17 protein-coding genes are annotated in these 18,054 nt (G+C 73.3%); 11 read left to right on the forward strand and 6 right to left on the reverse strand.

All coding sequences use genetic code 11. The annotated features are described in order from the left end of the window. The first annotated feature begins 67 nt into the window (after window positions 1-67). The 5 genes from ACZCAH_RS08940 to ACZCAH_RS08960 all read left to right on the forward strand — a co-directional run bounded on the left by ACZCAH_RS08940 (window position 68) and on the right by ACZCAH_RS08960 (window position 5,924). On the forward strand, window positions 68-988 hold the full coding sequence (locus tag ACZCAH_RS08940) for a dihydrodipicolinate synthase family protein (RefSeq protein WP_464340732.1): 921 nt from the start codon (window positions 68-70) through the stop codon (window positions 986-988). Window positions 989-1,040: 52 nt separating this feature from the next. Beyond that, on the forward strand, window positions 1,041-1,991 hold the full coding sequence (gene garR, locus ACZCAH_RS08945; protein ID WP_464340733.1) for a 2-hydroxy-3-oxopropionate reductase: 951 nt from the start codon (window positions 1,041-1,043) through the stop codon (window positions 1,989-1,991). Further along, entirely contained in the window at window positions 1,988-3,112 is a 1,125-nt protein-coding gene (locus tag ACZCAH_RS08950; protein WP_464340734.1) for an L-talarate/galactarate dehydratase, read from the forward strand. Before garR ends, ACZCAH_RS08950 begins: the two co-directional genes overlap by 4 nt. Before the next feature lie 233 nt (window positions 3,113-3,345). Then, complete coding sequence (locus ACZCAH_RS08955; RefSeq protein WP_464340735.1) at window positions 3,346-4,563, forward strand: acetyl-CoA C-acetyltransferase; 1,218 nt, start codon at window positions 3,346-3,348, stop codon at window positions 4,561-4,563. Further along, on the forward strand, window positions 4,563-5,924 hold the full coding sequence (locus ACZCAH_RS08960) for an acyl-CoA dehydrogenase family protein (protein WP_464340736.1): 1,362 nt from the start codon (window positions 4,563-4,565) through the stop codon (window positions 5,922-5,924). Before ACZCAH_RS08955 ends, ACZCAH_RS08960 begins: the two co-directional genes overlap by 1 nt. A 94-nt stretch (window positions 5,925-6,018) precedes the next feature. Here the strand turns inward: ACZCAH_RS08960 and ACZCAH_RS08965 are convergent, their stop codons facing one another. Continuing rightward, the gene (locus tag ACZCAH_RS08965; RefSeq protein WP_464340737.1) at window positions 6,019-6,429 is read right to left on the reverse strand and encodes a hypothetical protein; all 411 of its coding nucleotides are present in this window, start codon (window positions 6,427-6,429) and stop codon (window positions 6,019-6,021) included. A gap of 235 nt (window positions 6,430-6,664) precedes the next feature. Beyond that, complete coding sequence (locus ACZCAH_RS08970; protein ID WP_464340738.1) at window positions 6,665-6,934, reverse strand: hypothetical protein; 270 nt, start codon at window positions 6,932-6,934, stop codon at window positions 6,665-6,667. Window positions 6,935-7,139: 205 nt separating this feature from the next. On the opposite strand from ACZCAH_RS08970, the gene ACZCAH_RS08975 reads away from it, so the two are divergent. Continuing rightward, on the forward strand, window positions 7,140-8,573 hold the full coding sequence (locus tag ACZCAH_RS08975) for a glycoside hydrolase family 32 protein (RefSeq protein ID WP_464340739.1): 1,434 nt from the start codon (window positions 7,140-7,142) through the stop codon (window positions 8,571-8,573). Between the two features lie 66 nt (window positions 8,574-8,639). Here ACZCAH_RS08975 and ACZCAH_RS08980 read toward each other — a convergent pair whose 3' ends face one another. The 4 genes from ACZCAH_RS08980 to ACZCAH_RS08995 form a co-directional block, all read right to left on the reverse strand. Then, entirely contained in the window at window positions 8,640-9,032 is a 393-nt protein-coding gene (locus ACZCAH_RS08980; protein ID WP_464340740.1) for a hypothetical protein, read from the reverse strand. Window positions 9,033-9,100: 68 nt separating this feature from the next. Next, the gene (locus ACZCAH_RS08985) at window positions 9,101-9,787 is read right to left on the reverse strand and encodes a TetR/AcrR family transcriptional regulator (RefSeq protein WP_464340741.1); all 687 of its coding nucleotides are present in this window, start codon (window positions 9,785-9,787) and stop codon (window positions 9,101-9,103) included. Window positions 9,788-9,888: 101 nt separating this feature from the next. Beyond that, window positions 9,889-11,229, reverse strand: a complete 1,341-nt coding sequence (locus ACZCAH_RS08990; RefSeq protein ID WP_464340742.1) for an MFS transporter — start codon at window positions 11,227-11,229, stop codon at window positions 9,889-9,891. Between the two features lie 182 nt (window positions 11,230-11,411). Further along, window positions 11,412-12,125: a GNAT family N-acetyltransferase gene (locus ACZCAH_RS08995; protein WP_464340743.1), complete on the reverse strand. Its 714-nt coding sequence runs from the start codon at window positions 12,123-12,125 to the stop codon at window positions 11,412-11,414. Window positions 12,126-12,299: 174 nt separating this feature from the next. Here ACZCAH_RS08995 and ACZCAH_RS09000 point away from each other — a divergent pair, with 174 nt between their 5' ends. From ACZCAH_RS09000 to ACZCAH_RS09020, 5 genes are all read left to right on the forward strand, one after another. Beyond that, on the forward strand, window positions 12,300-12,959 hold the full coding sequence (locus ACZCAH_RS09000) for a hypothetical protein (protein WP_464340744.1): 660 nt from the start codon (window positions 12,300-12,302) through the stop codon (window positions 12,957-12,959). A gap of 139 nt (window positions 12,960-13,098) precedes the next feature. Continuing rightward, window positions 13,099-13,278 carry a hypothetical protein gene (locus tag ACZCAH_RS09005; protein WP_464340745.1) on the forward strand — a complete coding sequence of 60 codons (180 nt, stop codon included), beginning with the start codon at window positions 13,099-13,101 and terminating at the stop codon, window positions 13,276-13,278. A gap of 210 nt (window positions 13,279-13,488) precedes the next feature. Beyond that, a complete protein-coding gene (locus ACZCAH_RS09010; RefSeq protein ID WP_464340746.1) occupies window positions 13,489-14,532 on the forward strand; it encodes a hypothetical protein in 1,044 nt (347 codons plus the stop codon). Window positions 14,533-14,672: 140 nt separating this feature from the next. Then, window positions 14,673-16,874: a 3-hydroxyacyl-CoA dehydrogenase NAD-binding domain-containing protein gene (locus ACZCAH_RS09015; protein WP_464340747.1), complete on the forward strand. Its 2,202-nt coding sequence runs from the start codon at window positions 14,673-14,675 to the stop codon at window positions 16,872-16,874. A gap of 180 nt (window positions 16,875-17,054) precedes the next feature. Further along, entirely contained in the window at window positions 17,055-18,044 is a 990-nt protein-coding gene (locus ACZCAH_RS09020) for a hypothetical protein (protein ID WP_464340748.1), read from the forward strand. The last annotated feature ends 10 nt before the right edge of the window (window positions 18,045-18,054 follow it).

An 18,054-nucleotide genomic window follows, 5' to 3' on the forward strand; every position in this document is an offset into this window, starting at 1 on the left:
ACACTCTTGTGCTCGCGTGTCCACATATGTGAATCTTGGGCGGTCGCCTTCCTGCATCGGAGCAGCCATGACACCCACCGACGGCACGAGCCCCGCCGGCCCCGCGTCCCCCGTCCACGGCATCATCCCCGCCCTCGTCACGCCCCTCGACCGTGACGGCGAGCTGCTCGAGGACGGCCTGCGCCAGGTCCTCGACCACACCATCGACCGCGGCGTGCACGGCGTCTTCGTGCTCGGCAGCAGCGGGGAGATCTACGGCCTCGACGCCGCGCAGAAGCGTCGCGTGGTCGAGATCGCCGTCGAGCACACGGCCGGGCGCGTGCCCGTCCTCGCCGGGGCCGGCGAGATCTCCACCCGCGAATGCGTGCGCACCGCCCGGATGGTCGAGGAGGTGGGCGGGGTCGCGGGACTCTCCGTGCTCACGCCGTACTTCATGACCCCCACGCAGACCGAGCTGATCGAGCACTTCCGCGAGATCGCCGGGAGCACCACCCTGCCCGTCCTGCTCTACGACAACCCGCCGCGCACCCACGTGCAGCTCGAGATCCCGACCGTGCTCGAGCTCGCCGGCATCGACGGCATCGTCGGGCTCAAGGATTCCGCGGGCGACCTGGACCGCGTCCGCACGATCCTCGCCGAACGGCCCGAGGGCTTCTCGGTGCTGATGGGCCGGGACACCCTGATCCTGCCCGCGCTCGAGGCGGGAGCCGACGGCGCCATCGCGACCACCGCGAACGTCGCCCCCCGCGTCGTCGCCGGGATCTACGACGCTTTCCGCGCCGGGGACCTCGAGACCGCCCGCCGCCTGCAGGAGGCGCTCGTCCCGCTGCGCGAGCTGGTGCCCCGGGCGACCTTCCCGCTGGTCCTCAAGGAGGGCCTGCGGATCCTGGGGGTCGAGGCCGGGTTCGCCGTCGCCCCCGCCCGCGAGATCGACCCCGACCTGCGCGCCGACCTCGAGCGCGTGGTCACCGCGCTCGACGCCCTCTGATCCTCAGCGACCCCTGTCCCCGCACGACCTCTGACCCGGAAGGACCCCCACCATGACCATCGGATTCATCGGCCTGGGCATCATGGGCAAGCCCATGGCCCGCAACCTGCTCGCCGCCGGCCACGAGCTCGTGGTCCACAACCGCTCCCGCGCCGCGGTCGACGAGCTCGTCGCCGACGGCGCGACCGCCGCCGCGAGCCCCGCCGAGATCGCCGCCCGCGCCGACCTGATCCTCACGATGCTGCCCGACGGACCCGACGTCGAGACCGTCGTGCACGGCGAGGACGGCCTGCTCCGCGGGATCCGCGAGGGCGCCCTGCTCGTGGACATGAGCTCGATCGCCCCCGCGACCAGCCGGGCTGTCGCCGAGGCCCTCGCCGACCGCGGCGCGACGCTGCTCGACGCCCCCGTCTCCGGTGGGGAGCCCGCGGCGATCGCCGGCACGCTCGCCGTGATGGTCGGCGGTGCCGAGAGCGACCTCGAGCGGGCTCGCCCCGTGCTCGAGGCGGTGAGTCGCTCGATCACGCACGTCGGCCCCGTCGGCGCCGGCAACATCGCGAAGCTCGCCAACCAGGCGATCGTCGCGGTCAACATCGCGGTGCTCGGCGAGGCCGCCGTCCTCGCCCGCACCGCTGGGGTCGACCCGGAGGCCGTCCTCGACGCGATCCGCGGCGGGCTCGCCGGCTCCGCCGTGCTCGAGCAGAAGGCGCAGAAGATGCTCGGTGCCGACTTCGCGCCCGGCTTCCGCATCGACCTGCACATCAAGGACCTCGACAACGCGCTCGCCACCGGGCACGGGTCGGGCGCGGCCCTGCCGCTGACCGCCGCGGTGCGCGAGATGATGACCGCCCTCACCGCCGCCGGCCACGGTCGCGACGACCACTCCGTGCTGGTCACCCATCACGAGCGGCTCGCCGGTGTCACCCTCGCGGGCACCGCCGACGCCGTCGACGGCTCGCCCGCCACCCCGACCACCGCCACCGCCGAGGAGGAGCGCGCATGAGCGCCGACACCATCCGTTCCGTCCGCCTCTCGAGCGTGGTGCTGCCGCTGCCCACCGCGATCAGCGATGCGAAGGTCCTCACCGGTCGGCAGAAGCCGATGACCGAGGTGGTGCTGCTGTTCGCCGAGATCGCCACCGCGCTGGGCCTCGAGGGGATCGGCTTCTCCTACTCCAAGCGTGCCGGCGGACCCGCCCAGTACGCGCACGCGAAGGAGGTCGCCGGCCTGCTGATCGGCGAGGACCCCGCGGACATCCCGCGCCTGTACGAGCGGCTGCTGTGGGCCGGGGCGAGCGTCGGCCGCTCGGGGCTCGCGACCCAGGCGCTCGCCGCCCTCGACGTCGCGCTGTGGGACCTGAAGGCCAAGCGTGCTGACCTCCCGCTCGCGAAGCTGATCGGTGCCCACCGCGACTCGGTCCGCACCTACAACACTTCCGGCGGCTTCCTCTCCGCGCCGCTCGAGGAGGTGCGCGAGAACGCCGCACGCTCACTGGCCTCCGGCATCGGCGGCATCAAGATCAAGGTCGGCCACCCCGACGCCGCCGTGGACCGCGCTCGGGTCGAGGCGGTCCGCGAGACCATCGGCGCGGACGCCCCGCTGATGGTCGATGCCAATCAGCAGTGGGATCGGCCGACGGCCCTGCGGATGGGCCGCTGGCTCGAGCAGTTCGATCTGGTGTGGATCGAGGAGCCGCTGGACGCCTACGACGTCGAAGGTCATCGGCAGCTCGCCGACGCCCTCGACACTCCGATCGCGACCGGCGAGATGCTCGCCTCCGTCGCCGAACACGTGCGGCTGATCGACGCCCGAGCCTGCGACATCATCCAGCCGGACGCGCCGCGCGTCGGTGGCATCACGCAGTTCCTGAAGCTCGCGACCCTCGCCGACCACGCCGGCCTGCAGCTCGCCCCGCACTTCGCGATGGAGATCCACCTGCACCTCGCCGCCGCCTACCCGCGCGAGCCCTGGGTCGAGCACTTCGACTGGCTCGACCCGCTGTTCGAGGAGCGGCTCGAGACGACGGGCGGCCGGATGCTGGTCCCGGACCGTCCGGGGCTGGGCATCACGCTGTCCGAGCGGTGCCGAGCGTTGACCGCGGACTCCGTCCTGCTCGGGGGCTGAGGGCCGGACACGGCGGCGGGATACGCCCGGATGAGCCGGGGGCCGACGGGCGACGACGGTCGTGCGACCGACGGGAACCCGTCGGCCGAGCTTCCCACGAGGTATCTGCAACCCGTAGTATCACTTACGCTGGCCGGGAGCCGGCGTCGACCGGGGGACCCCACGGGGCCCGACGCCGCGGTCGCGCCACGCTCCCGCACCCGCCCGCAGACACCGTCGTCACAGGAGGACTCGTGCCCGAAGCCGTCATCGTCGCCGTCGCCCGCTCCCCGATCGGGCGGGCCCGCAAGGGGTCGCTGAAGGACGTCCGACCGGACGACCTCGCCGCCCAGATGATCCGCGCCGCGCTCGACCAGGTGCCCCAGCTCGATCCCGCCACGATCGACGACCTGCAGCTCGGCTGCGCGATCCCCGAGGGGTACCAGGGCGGGAACCTCGCCCGCACCGTCGCCGTCCGCCTCGGCCTGGACACCGTGCCCGGCGCGACCGTCACCCGCTTCTGCGCCTCCTCGGTCGAGACCACCCGCTCCGCCTTCCACGCGATCGTCTCCGGCGAGGCGCGCGCCGTGATCTCCGCGGGCGTCGAGTCGATCTCGTCCAGCACCGGCAAGCTGATGGAGGAGGACGCCCGCGACCCGCTGTTCCGGCAGGCCTGGGAGCGGACCGAGAAGCGCGCCACCCGCGAGATCCCCGCCCCCTGGCACGATCCGCGCGAGGACGGCGAGCTGCCCGACGCGTACATCACCATGGGCCAGACCGCGGAGAACGTCGCCGAGCTGCGCGGCGTGACCCGCGCGGCGCAGGACGAGTTCGCCGTCCGCTCCCAGAACCGCGCCGAGGCCGCGCGGGAGGCGGGCTTCTTCGCCCGCGACATCACTCCGGTCACCCTCGCTGACGGCACCATCGTCGACGCGGACGACTCTCCGCGTGCGGGAGTCACCCTCGAGGCGGTCTCCGCCCTCGATCCGGTGTTCCGCCCGGGCGGCACCGTCACCGCCGGCAACTGCTGCCCGCTCAACGACGGCGCCGCCGCGCTGATCGTCCTGGAGCGTGGGTACGCGGAGGAGCTCGGCATCACCCCGCTCGCCCGCGTCGTCGCGACCGGAGTCTCCGGGCTCAGTCCCGAGATCATGGGCCTCGGCCCCGTCGAGGCGACCCGGAAGGCGCTCGCGCTCGCCGACCTCACGATCGACGACATCGACCTCGTCGAGTTCAACGAAGCCTTCGCCGCGCAGGTCCTGCCCGCCGCGGAGGACCTCGGCATCGACCACGAGAGGCTCAACGTCCATGGGGGCGCGATCGCCCTCGGCCACCCCTGGGGCTCCACCGGCGCCCGCCTGACCACGACCCTGATCCACGGGCTGCAGGAGCGCGACGGCCGCTACGGCCTCGTCACCCTGTGCGTCGGCGGCGGTCAGGGCATGGCCCTCATCCTCGAGAGGATCAAGTGATGACCAGCAACGACACCTCCACCGGTCCCGGCTCGAGCGGCTGGGACGCCCCGGCGCCCGGCCACATCTCCCTCGGCGGCAACCCCGGCGCTCCCGAGCAGGACCATCACGAGTCCGTGGTCACCGGTCGCGCCGTGGTCTCCGCGCCCGATGCGTCGGCCGCGACCCCCGCGGAGCTCCTGCCCACCACCGCCGACCACTACGGCCTGTTCCAGGACGTCGCGGGCGAGGACCTGCGGGCCTGGGCGGATGCCCGCTCGCTCGCCGGTGAGATCCTGCCGCGCATCAACGACTGGTGGGACCGCGGCGAGTACCCGATCGAGCTGATCGCCCGCCTCGGCGCGCTCGACCTGCTCACCGACGGCCTCGACGTCCCCGGTCACCGGGTGCTCAGTCCGCTCGCGACGGGCCTGGTGAACATGGAGCTGTCCCGGATCGACGGCAGCGTCGGCACCATGGTGGGCGTGCAGGGCGGGCTCGCGCTGCGCTCGATCATGCTGCTCGGCTCCGAGGAGCAGAAGGAGCGCTGGGGCGACTCCCTCGCCCGCGGCACCGAGCACGCCGCCTTCGCCCTCACCGAGCCCGACCACGGGTCGGACTCGGTCTCGCTCGAGACCGTCGCCCGCCGCGACGGCGACAGCTGGGTGCTCTCCGGGGAGAAGCGCTGGATCGGCAACGGCGCCGGCTGCCACCTCTCCGTGGTGTGGGCGCGCATCGATGACGCAGATGACCCCGCCCTCCACGGCCAGGTCAGCGGATTCCTGGTGGACCAGTCCCTGCCCGGCTACGAGGCGGAGGTGATCCGCGGCAAGGTCGCGCTGCGCGCCATCCATCAGGCCCACATCACCCTCACGGATGTGCGGGTGCCGCTGGATCAGCGCCTGCCCGGAGCCCGCTCCTTCAAGGACACCTCCCGTGTGCTGTTCGCGACCCGCGCGGGTGTGGCCTGGGGCGCGCTCGGCCACGCGACCGCCTGTTACGAGGCGGCGCTCGAGCACGCGACGACCCGGATCCAGTTCGGCCGTCCGCTCGCCAAGGCCCAGCACGTCCAGGTGCGGCTCGCCGACATGCTGCAGACCCTCACCTCGATGCAGCTGCACTGCCGCCGCCTCGCGGACCTCGAGGCCGCGGGCACCATCCGGCCGGAGCAGGCCTCGCTCGCCAAGGTGCACAACACCCGCGCCGCCCGCGAGATCGCCGCGAACGCCCGCGACCTCCTCGGCGGCTCCGGGATCCTGCTCGAGAACCGCGTGGTACGCCACCGCAGCGACCTCGAGGCCCTCCACACCTACGAGGGCACCGACACCATGCAGTCCCTCATCGTGGGTCGAGCGATCACGGGGGCCAGCGCGTTCGCGTGAGCCCGTGGGCCGCGGGGCGGCCGACGGGTTGGCTGTCGGCGGCCAGCAGCCGACTGCGGCGCGGCGGCGGAGCGGGTGCTCAGTCGCCGCGCCGTCAGACGCCGTCGTACAGCAGGAGGATCTGCACTGCGGTCATGCGTTCGTCATCGCTGAGGTCATGACCGCGCGTATCCAGGACGAACTTCTTCCATTGCGCGCCGTCGCCGCCGAAGATCGTCGCCCAGTGCGTGGCTTCCGCCATGGAGTCAAAGCGCATGTAGGTGCCGTACGGGGTTTCCCAGGCCTCCACGCAGCTGATCTCCTGGGCGCAGTACTCCGAGGTGACGTCGGTCGTCTCGCTGAAGGCCGGGGGACCCGCCACCAGATCTTCAACGGTCAGCCCGGGCCCCCAGAAGTACCATCGCGCGCCGAGCGCCACGGCTACCACGGCGACGACCGTCAGGGTTGCCGCGAGAGCGAACGCGACCTTCCAGCCGGTGCTCAGACGTCCGCCGTCGAAATCCATGAATCAGGCCCCCTGAGGTCATGAGCGCTGATCACGGTTCGTCGCTCCTACCAGGGAAGATACCTGTGCGACTGAGCCGGCCGAACGACGCTTCACGAGGCCCTCACGAGACCTCCCCGCGGGGCAGGTCGACTCTGATGCTCTCGGCATGCCGTCTACGACACCGTCGTGCGTGCCTGGCACCTCCCGAGCGGCTCCGCACTCCGACGCGACTTTCGCGTAATCCGGCCCCCGCTCACAGCCCCCGCAGCGCCTCGACCAGTTCCTCCGTGCTCTGGCCGGGGCAGACCGGGAACTCCCGGACTGTGGAGGGCTCGCCGCCGCGGGTCAGCGTGAGCTCCGCGGTCGCGCCGCCGCAGCCGATCCGGTCCTGGTCGAGCAGCACGCCGTTGATCCCCTGGAGCGCCGCGGCGACCTCGGGCGCCTCGAGCACCCGCTGCCCCTCCTCGGGCCCGGGGGCGAGATCCGCGCCCCATCCCTCGGGGGCGCCTTCCGCCTGGACCATGATCGTCCCCCGTCCCCCGTGAGCGTGCCGCGCCAACCCCTGACCTGCGGCCTGCTCCCACTGTAGGGCGGTCACGCCGCCCTGCCCACGGGGAGGACTGCCCATCGCCCCTCACTCTTGCCACGTGGGAAACCCGCCCCCAGACTGGAGCGGACCCCCGTCGGCCGGACCGTATGCCGCCGACCCGGCCCCGCGAAGGACGATGATGACCGCGCACCCCGCCCCGCACGCCCCGGATCAGCCCGCCCCGCACGGCTCCGATCTGTACGGCTCCGATCCGCACTTCCCCGCCCTGCACCGCGTGCACGAGCGCGGCTGGCTCAACGACCCCAACGGGATCCTCCGCCACGACGGCCGCTGGCACGTCTACTTCCAGCACAACCCGCACTCCGCCCGCCACGGCCAGATCCTCTGGGGCCACATGTCCTCCCCGGACCTCGTCACCTGGCAGGTCGAGCCGCACGGGCCCGTGCCGCGCCCCGGGGAGGCGGACCGCGGCGGCTGCTGGAGCGGCGTCGGCCTCGTGGACCGCAGCACCGACCCGTCGGGTGTCCCCACCCTCGTCTATTCCGGGGTCGACGGCGAGAGGGACGACCACTCCCGTGTGATCGTCGCCCGTACCGACGCGGATCTCCAGGCCGTCACCCGCTCGGTCCTCGCGGCCGACGTGCCGCCGGTCGCGGGGCTCGTCGCGATCCGCGACCCGTTCCTGGTCGAGCTCGGCGGCCGGCGCTGGGCGATCCAGAGCGGCGCGGTCCGCGAGGGGGAGGAGCAGATCCCCGTCGTCTTCCTCTTCGCCGCCGACGACCTCGAGCACTGGGAGTACCTGGGCCTGCTCCTCACCGGCCGCGACCCCGTCGCGGCGGCGCACGCCCCCGCGGTGCTGTGGGAGTGCCCGCAGCTGGTGCGTCTGGGGGAGGAGTGGGTGCTGATGCTCTCGACCTGGGCCGGGCCCGAGGCTTCCGGGCCCGCGCACCGCGTCGACCACGTCGTGGGTGCGCTCGAGATCGGCCCCGAGGGGCACCCCGTGTTCACCGCCCGCAGCGGCGGTCGCGTCGACCTCGGCCCCGACGTCTACGCCCCGCAGGCCGTCGTCGACGGCGACCGTGTGCTGCTGTGGGGCTGGTCGTGGGAGGGCGGGGAGCGCACCGCCGAGCAGGCCGACGCGCAGGGCTGGGCCGGTGCGCTGACCTTCCCGCGCGAGCTTCGGCTCGACGGGGACCGGCTCCTCGCCCGGGTCCCCGCCGAGCTCGAGGCGCTGCGCCGCGAGGAGCTCGCGATCGCCGGCGTGACCGACGGTGCCGGCCCGGCCGACGGTGCGGGTCCAGCCGATGGTGCGGGCCCGGCCGACGACGGCACGTCGATCGGCGCGGTCGTCCGGGAGGCGCCGGTCCGGCTCGAGGTGCGCACGGGCGGGGCGCTGCGGGTGGAGATCCTCGCGGCCGACGGCTCGGCCCGGGAGGTGCTCGCGGTCGACGACGGCCCGGCCACGGTGCTGCTCGACGGCAGCCTGCTCGAGCTGATCCCGGACGCCGCCGTGCCGCGCACCCATCGGCTCTACCCGTCGGCCGGGGAGCGGGTGCGGGTCAGCGGCGCGCTCGAGGCGGCCTGGCGGCTCGGCCCGACCCACCGCGCCTGAGCGCCGGCGCCGGATCGGGACCGAGCCGGCAGGCGCGTCGGCCCCGTCGGTGCGGAGACCGCGCTCTCAGGGGAGCGCGCCGGCGGGGCTCGGCCGGTGCATGTGCAGGCGCGGATGCCGGGCGAGCAGCGCGTCGCAGCGGCTCTCGACCAGCGCATTCCCCGCCATGCCGAGGAAGATCGCGTGGCCCTCGGCGCTCGCGCGCTCCCCGAGCACCCATTCGGAGACCCAGGCGTCGAGCGCCGTGCAGGCCCGCAGGCCGCGGGGCTCGTGCGGGGCGGTGACCACGACGTGCTGGGCGATGCCGGGCGGAACCGCGATGAGCGGGTGACGCCGGGCGGGCAGCTCGATCACCAGCTCGCCGACGGAGTCCCAGGGGAAGCCGCTCAGCAGCAGGCGCAGCAGGGGGAGGTCCTGCTCGTCCCCGATCAGGAGATGGCGAGGGGTGAGGGTGTCCACGGTGCTCCTCGGACGGCGGGAGCCGGGACGGGCCCGGCGGGGTGTCCGACACCGTAGACGCGACCGAGCTACTCAGGCAAGGCTTGCCTAACTCTCGAGACGGGATGTGGGCCGACTCCGCAGCTTCTCGTGCCCCAGCGCGCCTTGAGCGAGTCGACCTGCTCGCGCAGCAGCACCTGCATGTCGAGGGACTCGTCGATCAGCCACTGCACCTGGAGTCCGTCCATCAGCGCGACCATCTGCCGGGCGATCACCTCGCGCGGGGCGTCCTCGCGCACCGCCCCGTTCTCCTGGTCCAGTCGGAGGCCCTCCATGAGGTTCTCGACCACCGAGCGGTAGTGCCGGCGCATCCACTCGTGCGCCGGATGCTCGGGCGGTACCGCCTCGCTCACCATGGTCATGTACAGGGCCACCATCTGGCGGCGCTGCATGTTCATCCCGGCCACCTCGACGAGGTGGTCGAAGGCGCGCCAGGGGATCTCCCCGAGGTGGTCCGCGGGATCGGCGTCGACCTCGTCGCGACGGGCGAGCACCGCCCCCAGCAGTGCCCGCTTGGAGGGGAAGTGATGGGCGAGTCCCGAGGGGGAGATGCCCGCCGCCTCGGCGATCTGCGCCATCGAGGTGGCGGCGTACCCCTGCGTGCCGATCAGCTCGACCGCGGCATGCAGCACCGCGTTGCGCACGACCGTCGAGTCCTGCCCCTTGGGCCGGCCGCGGCCCCGCCGCGGCGGCGACAGCGCTGTCCCCTGGCTCATCGGTCTCTCCTCGTCCGTCGGGGCGTCCTCGCCCCCGGCTCTGCGGCGACGCCGGGCCGACCATGAGGTCGACCCGGTGTCGCATCAATGATGTGGACCCACTATTTCACGCCGCGGATGAACATCGTGAGCACGGCGCCCAGCACGGCCGCCACGAGGGCGACCACGAGCAGGGCCGTGAAGTCCGTGCCGCCTCCCAGCGAGGCCAGCAGGAAGCCGCCGACGCCCGGGGCGAGGGACTGCGGGAGGGCGTTGGCCATGTTGAACACGCCCAGGTCCTTGCCGGTGTTCATGCGGTCGGGGAGCACCTCGAAGACGAGCGCGAGGTCCACCGCGATGTACGCGCCGTAGGAGAGGCCCAGGACGATCTCGACCAGGTAGAACATGCCCACGGTGTCCGCGTGCAGCAGCAGGTAGGTGCCGATGCCGAAGATCAGGATCGCCGCGGCGACGATCACCTTGCGGCGCCCGAGGCGGTCCGAGAGCCAGCCCGCGGCGAGGCTCGAGACCATCGAGGCGACGGTGTAGAGGGTCACGCCGATCGCGACCGCCGCGGCGGCGTCCGCCGTGGTGAGCCCGAGGTGATTCTCCATGTAGAGCAGGCGGAAGGTCGTGAACAGGTAGGACGCGAAGATGATCATGAAGCGGCCCCACCAGGCCAGCCCGAAGTCCGGGTAGCGGATCGGGTTGGTCCAGAAAGTAGAGAGCAGCTCGCGCAGGTTGAAGGGGTACTTGTTCTTCTTGAGCGTCGGCTCGGGGACCGACAGCGCGTAGATGATGAAGGCGAGCGCGCCGAGCACCGCCGGGACCATGAACAGCAGCAGCATGTTCGTGGTGAAGAAGGAGCCCATCCAGGTCGCGGCCATGACGGCGACGTTCTGCGCGATGCCGACGATGCCCGAGGTCTTGCCGTACTGCTCCTCGGAGAGCTGGTCGGCGAGGGAGGCGGTGTAAGCCGAGAAGCCCGTGTTGGCGAAGGCCTGGGCGAGGAACCAGCCGATCGCGAGCACCAGGGCGTTCGTGCCGAGCGCGATCACCAGCAGCGAGGCCACCAGGCCCAGCACGCCGATGATCATCCACGGCCGACGACGGCCGAAGCGGCCGATGGTGCGGTCGGAGATCCGGCCGCCGACGGCGTTGAAGATGACCGCGGCGAGCGCCCCCGGCGGGATGACGAGGCCGAGCATCGCGGCCTGCTCGGCGGGGTTGTCGGTGAGGGTCGCGACCTTGAGCTGCAGCGACACCATCACCGGCGCCAGCAGGGCGAGGAACAGGCCGAACTGGCCCAGGGCCACCGAGCCGATGAACCAGGCCGGCTTCTTGGCGTCGGGCTTGATGCCGAGGTGGGGGATGGGCAGCGTCGGGCCGATGAGGTTCGGGCTGCCCGCGTAGTCGATCGTGCCGTCGTCCGTGAAGGCCGGGGGCGGGGTCTGGGTGGTCATGGGACTCCTTCGTCGCAGGGCGCGCGGCCCCGGGGCCGCCGTCTGCGGTCCCTGCTGTCGACTCCGGCCCTGGGTCCCGGCGGCGACTGCTGGAGGAGATTATTAGTGGAGTGGAACTAATTAGTCGAGCCGCGTCGGCCCACGTGAGGCGAATCACGCGAGTCGTTCGGGAAGTGCGCAGGTCAGGGGGTGCGGACGGCTCCGAAGGAGAGGGTCCGCCGCAGGGCGAAGCCCAGATGCTGATACGCCGCGATCGCTCCCGTGTTCGAGGCCGAGGCGTGCAGCATCGCCCGATCGCCCCGTGCGCGGATCCCGTGCGCCACGTCAAGCACCAGGCGCGAGGCGAGGCCCTGCCGACGGTGTTCGGCGTCGACCGCGACCGCGCTGATCTCCGTCCAGCCCGCCGGGTGCAGGCGCTCGCCAGCCATCGCCACGAGCCGCCCCTCGCGGCGCACCCCGAGGTAGCGGCCCATCTCGTGGGTGCGCGGCAGGAAGGGGCCCGGCTCGGTGCGCCGCACCAGGGCGAGCATCTCCTCGGCGTCCTCCGCGCCGAGCTCCTCGGCCTCCTCGAAGGGGCGGGTGGCCAGCGCGTCGGTCTCCACCAGCTGCACGCCGGGGATCGAGAACACGGGCAACCAGCCCGTCGGCAGCAGCGGGTCGGCATGGGAGACCATCACTCGCGCGTCGTGCCCGAACACGTCGATCAGCGCGTCCCAGACCTCCGGGTGCTCCCAGTCCCGCACGCCCACCATCGGGGAGACGTCCTCCGGATACCGCAGGACCAGCTCGTTGCCCTCCGCGAGATGCGCATGCGCCCCGGTCAGGGAGGACCAGGCGGGGGAGTCGAGCACGGCGGCGCCGGGCGGATCGACGAGCGGGGCGGAGGGGTCGGTCATGGTCTGCTCCCGGGGTGCGTGCGATGAGGGCCGACGGGCAACTTACTCCCGCACGCTCCCTCGCGCCCGTCGCGGGCGCGAGCGTGTGATGGGATGGGGCGCCGTGTCGCCCGCACTCCGTCGGCCGACGCCTCCGCCGCTGCGAAGGGAGCCGGCCCCGCGCCGTCACCGCTCATGACCCACCCCGTTCCGTCCACCGCCCCCGCCGCTCCCGGCGGCTCCCCGAGTCCCGGCGGGAACGCCGGTCGCCTCGCCGCCTTCGGCTGCCTGATGCTCATGATCATCCTGGTGGTGGGGGTCGGCGGATACTTCGGCATCGGGGCCGTGATGTCCCGCGGCGACCAGGGGGACGGCGAGGAGACGAGCGCGACGCCCGCCGGTCCGGTCGAGGCCTTCGGTGAGGACGAGGCTCAGCCCTTCGGCACCCCGCTGCTGTTCACGCCCCGCGACGTCTCGGGCGAGGTCGTGGTGACGCTGGACGCGGTGGACTGGGATGCCGGGGACGAGATCGCCGCCGCCAACATGTACAACGAGCCGGCCCCCGCTGGCAGCCGGTACATCATGGTCACGGCCACCCTCGAGAACCATGCTGAGGAGGACCTCGGTATCGCCGGGGGGATCGCGGTGCACTACGTCGAGGAGGACGGCACCGTCCATGAAGCCGAGCCCGTGGTGGTCCCGATCTATGAGGACTCCGACGAGGTGCCTGCGGGCGGCAGCCTCCAGTGGCAGTGGGCGTACCTCGTGCCCGAGGATGCCGCCGAGGGCGGGTACTTCGTCCTCTCGAACTTCGCCCCCGAGCTCGAGGACGGCCAGTGGGTCGAGGCCGCCTGAGCGGCGGGGCCTGAGCTGCGACTCAGCCGAGCGCGTCGTCGATCTGGTCGATCGAGGACCGCGCGCCTCCTCGACGCCCATGTCGAGCACCTGCTGCAGCCCCTCCGCGGTCGGGTAGACCGTGGTGTAGACCGCGTGCGTGCGCCCCTCCTGCTCGGTGAGCACGGCGGCGGGTGGTGATCCCACCGCTGCCGAGCAGGTCAGCGACGGCGGCGGGGACGATCCGACCACCGCCTCAGACGGCGGCGCCCGCTGGCCCGCCCGCCTCCGGTCGAGCTGGTCGAGGACCATCTCCTCGGAGCCGCTCGAGCTCTCCTGAGGCATCGCCTACCTCGTCCTGACCCCGCTGTACGACATCACCGAGATCACCACCGAGGAGATCGAGGGCTTCTGGTCCGCGACCGCGCAGCCGGGCCCCTCGAGCGACGCCTACGACGGTCGCTGGTACCACTTCTCCCGCTTCCCGGACCAGTGACCCGCGCAGGACAGGGGGCGGCGATCGTTATCGCCGCCCCCTATCCTCGTGACCATGTCATCGCCGCGGGACCGCTCCTCCGGGTACGACTGGGCCGAGTCCTCGACCCCGTCGGACCCGGTGCCGATCTCGCTCCCGGACCGACGCGCCGAAGGCCCGGTCCCGATCACCACGCCGTCGGACCCCGCGCCCTGGGCACCCGTCCCGGCTCCCGACCCGGCGCCGGAACCGGCGGTTCCCCTGGCACCTGTGGCCTCCGCCCGCTCGGGGACCGAGGAGGGCTTCGATCCCTCCGCTCTCGGCCGCCCCGACCCCGACGCCCTGCCGCGCGAGCTCCCGAGCGAGCCCCGCGACGCCCCGCTCTTCGGCTGGGACGACGCGGGCGATCCGGAGGACGACCCCGAGCGCCGCGCCCGCCGATCCCGCCGCGCCACACTGATCGGGATTGTCGCCCTGCAGGCCGCCGCCGTGCTGATCATCGGCGGCCTCGCCCTGCGCGGGGCGCTCGACCTCGTCGGACCGGACTCCGACCCGGTCGCCGCGGATCCGGGTGCCGCGCCCACAGGCCCCGCCGCGCCCCGCACGACCCCCGCCACCCCCACGGGCCAGGCCGGACCCCCTGACGCGGGGACGGTGACCGATGCGCAGGAGCGCGAGCTCACCGACGGCACCGGGGGGTACGACTCCCCGGGCGAGGTCGGCGAGCACACCTTCAGCTGGCCCACCTGGACCGATGGCACGCTCTCCGTGACCGCGCTCGAGGTGGACCCCGAGGCGACCCTCCCCGCGGCCGCCGGCGAGGACGTGATCCAGGAGGGCTACCGCCTCGTCTCGGTCACCTACGAGGCGCACTATGAGGGCCCGGGCGCCTTCGCCCCGGTCGAGGAGCTGTGGCTGACCGCGGAGACCGACCGCACCTATTACCAGGACGTCGCGGTGGGACTCGTCGCCGATCCGATGCGCTCCGCCCCCAAGCTGCGCGACGGCGAGAGTGCCCGCTTCACCAGTCTGTTCATCGTCGCCGAGGACGAGCTGGAGGAACTCCGTCTCGGCGCCCAGACCTTCGACGGGGAGATGCTCTACTACGCCGCCCCCTGAGCGGGGGAGCGCCGCGCGGCGCCCGGCGCCCGGTGGACACCCCGCCGCGGACTGAGGCATGATCTATCTGCAACTCGCGGTACCAGACACTGTCCGCGACGCCCGAGATCTCGACGACGAGTCCGCGAAAGGCTTCCCGCATGAGCAGCTACACCGAGCACGTCACCCGCGTCCTGCGCGAGGACCGCGACCATCCCGGGCTGGGCACCGTCGCCGTCCTCACCATCGCCCCGCCGGAGGGGGAGGAGTCGCGCCCGGCGACTCTCGGCCCCCGCTCCATCGAGGCCGTGACCGGCGCGATCTCCGAGGCGCTGGACCGGGCGGAGGCCGGTGAGATCGCCGCGATCGCCCTCACCGGCACCGGCCGCACCTTCCTCGCCGGTGCCGACCTGTCGATGTTCGCCGACCCCACCGCGGCCGCGAACGTCGAGACGATGACCCGCGCCGCGCACGACCTCCAGATCCGCGTGCGGCAGAGCCCCGTCCCGATCCTCGCGCACCTCAACGGCACCGCGCTCGGCGGCGGCCTCGAGGTCGCGCTGATGGCCGACGTGCGCACCGCCGCCCCCGGCGTGCGCGCCCTCGGCCTGCCCGAGACGGGCCTCGGGATCCTGCCCGGCTGGGGCGGCACCACCCTCCTGCAGAGCGTCGTCGACCCCGAGATCGCGGTCCGCATGATCCTCGAGGATCCCGCGCGCGACCTGCAGCTGAGCGCGCCGGCGGCCCTCGAGATCGGACTGGTCGACGCGCTCGCCGCCGATCTCGACGAGGCGCTCGAGCAGTTCGCCGCCCTCGCCGCCGCGCACCGGGACGAGGAGACGGCCGACGAGCCGGGTCCCGCCGCCGACGGCTCGGCGGGCCCCGCCGCCCGGGGCGCCTGGCCCGGCCGCACCGCGCCGCTGCCCGCGACCGGCAGCCCCGAGGCCGAGGCCCTGCTCGACGCCCTCGACGCTGCGCACTCGCCGGTCGAATCGCGCCGCGCCCGGGCCGCCCGGCTCGAGGCGCAGGGCGCCCCCGCCGTCGGCCGCGCCCTCGCCCTCCTCCAGACCCTGCCCGGCAGCACCCTCCGCGAGGCCCTCGACCGCGAGGCCGAGGCGCTCGCCGAGCTGGTCCGCTCCGACGCCGCCTCCGCCTCGCTCTACGCCGCCGAGCTGCTGCGCCGCGGCAAGCCCGGCCGCACCCCCGTCGAGGGCGCCCGCGAGCTGCGCCGCGTGGGCGTGGCCGGGGCGGGCCTGATGGCCTCGCAGATCGCCGCCCAGCTCGCCCTCGGCCTGCAGGTCCCGGTCGTGATGCGCGACCTCGACGAGGCGATCGCGGAGAAGGGCCTCGCCGCCGCCCGCAAGGTCGTCGCCCAGACCGCCGCGCACGGCCGGATCGACGCGGCGACCGCCGAGGCCGTCTCCGCCGGGCTCTCGGCCACCACCGACCTGCAGGAGCTCGCCGGCTGCGACCTCGTGCTCGAGGCGGTGCCCGAGGTGCTCGCCATCAAGCGCTCCGTCTTCGCCGAGCTCGAGGGCGTGCTCTCCCCGGACGCCCTGCTCGTCACGAACACCTCCTCGCTCTCCGTCGCGGCGATGGCCGAGGGCCTCGCCCACCCGGAGCGCGTGGTGGGCCTGCACTTCTTCAACCCCGTCGCGAAGATGCCGCTGGTCGAGGTGATCCACACCGAGGCCACCGACGCCGCGACCCTCGCCACCGGGCTCGAGGTGGTGCGCCGGCTGCGGAAGTTCGCGGTGCGCAGCGCCGACGCCCCCGGCTTCATCGTCAACCGGCTCCTGTTCCGGGTGCTCGGCGGGGTGCTCGCCTCGCTCGACGCGGGCGCCGACCCGGCCGATGTCGACGCCTCCCTCGACCCGCTGGGCCTGCCGATGCGAACCTTCGCGCTGCTGGACCTCGTGGGCCTCGGCGTCGCCGACCACGTCGGCCAGGTGCTCCGCGAGCAGCTCGGCGACCGCTTCCATGCCTCGGCAGGGCTGAGCCTCATGGCCCAGGGCGGCGCGCACTTCACCGAGCGCAGCCGCACCCAGGTCCACCCGCCCGTCTCGCCGACCGTCGCCGAGGTCTTCGGGCAGACCTCCGCGGAGAGCAGGCCGGCCGATGAGCCGCTGGTCGGGGAGGCGCTGCTCGAGCGGGTCCGCGACGGCCTCGCCGAGGAGATCGGGCTGATGCTCGAGGAGGGCGTGGTCGAGCGACCCGAGCAGATCGACCTGGCGCTGATCCTCGGCGCGGGCTTCCCCCGCCATCGCGGCGGCATCACCCCGTACCTCGATGCGAGCGGTGCCTCCCATCGGGCCGCAGGAGGCAGCTTCCACGGCGAGCGGTTCGCGCGCACGGCCGAGTGAGGCCGCGGAGGCGCGCACCGGACGGGGAGCCACGCTGACGGCGTGACCTGATCGGGACGGAGCCGGGGGCGGGATGCCGCCCCCGGCACCGCACGATGTGTGCGTCGGCTCACCGAGGACCGGCGTCGATCGGGGTGTCCGGGAGAGAGGGGTCGGCGCGCACCGAGCGCCGGACGAGAGATGTCACAGCCGCCGCAGAACGGATGGGGCCAGCCCTCCGGCAACGAGCCCTACGGCCAGCAGGGTGCGTACGACCAGCAGAGCGGGTACGGCCAGCAGCCGGGATACGACCAGCAGAACTCGTTCGACCAGCAGGGCGGGTACGGCCAGCAGGGCTCCTACGACCAGCAGGGTGGCTACGGCCAGCAGCCGGGCGGCTCGGGGGCCGACGGTTCCTTCGGGCAGAGCCCCTCCTTCGCCCCCTCCTTCGGCGACGGTCAGACGGCCGCGGCCCCGGCGCCCCAGAAGTCCGGGGGCGGCGGCAGGATCGCGATCTTCGTCTGCGCCGGCTGCGCGGTGCTCGCGCTGCTGCTGGTGGTCGTCGGCGGCGGCATCTTCTGGTTCTCCGGCCGGGGCGATGACGAGGCCGCGGAGACCACCTCCGCGGAGGAGACGAGCGCCGAGGAGACCACCCAGGAGGGGACCGCCGAGGACCCGGTCACCGAGGAGGAGCCGACGACGGAGGAGGCCACCTCCGAGGAGGCGACGACCGAGGAGGCGACCTCCGCGGCGTCCTCCGGCGGGCAGTACGCGATCGGCGAGACCTTCACCGTCGGCAGCGACGGCACCACGGTCGACGTCACCGTCGGCGAGGTGAACTGGGACGCGACCGAGGCGGTCCTCACCGTGCCCTACATGGAGAACCCCGAGCCCGCCGCGGGCAACCGGTACATCACCGTGCCGCTGACCCTGACCTATCACGGCGCCGAGGAGACGATCGGCGGCCTGCTGGTGCTCCCCACCTACGTCACCGGTGGCGGCGCGGAGATCCAGACCGCCACCGCGATCGCGCCCGACTACGAGGGCTACATCGCCACCGTCAACGACGGTGACACGGTCTCCTTCGAGGTCGTCTTCGAGATCCCCGACGCTGACGCCAACTCGGGCCAGTTCACCTTCGTGACCTTCGCCGACTTCCTCGCCGAGCCCGCGACCGTCAGCGCCGTCTGAGCGCACGGCG

The organism is Brachybacterium sp. B718/18 (assembly GCF_055454375.1).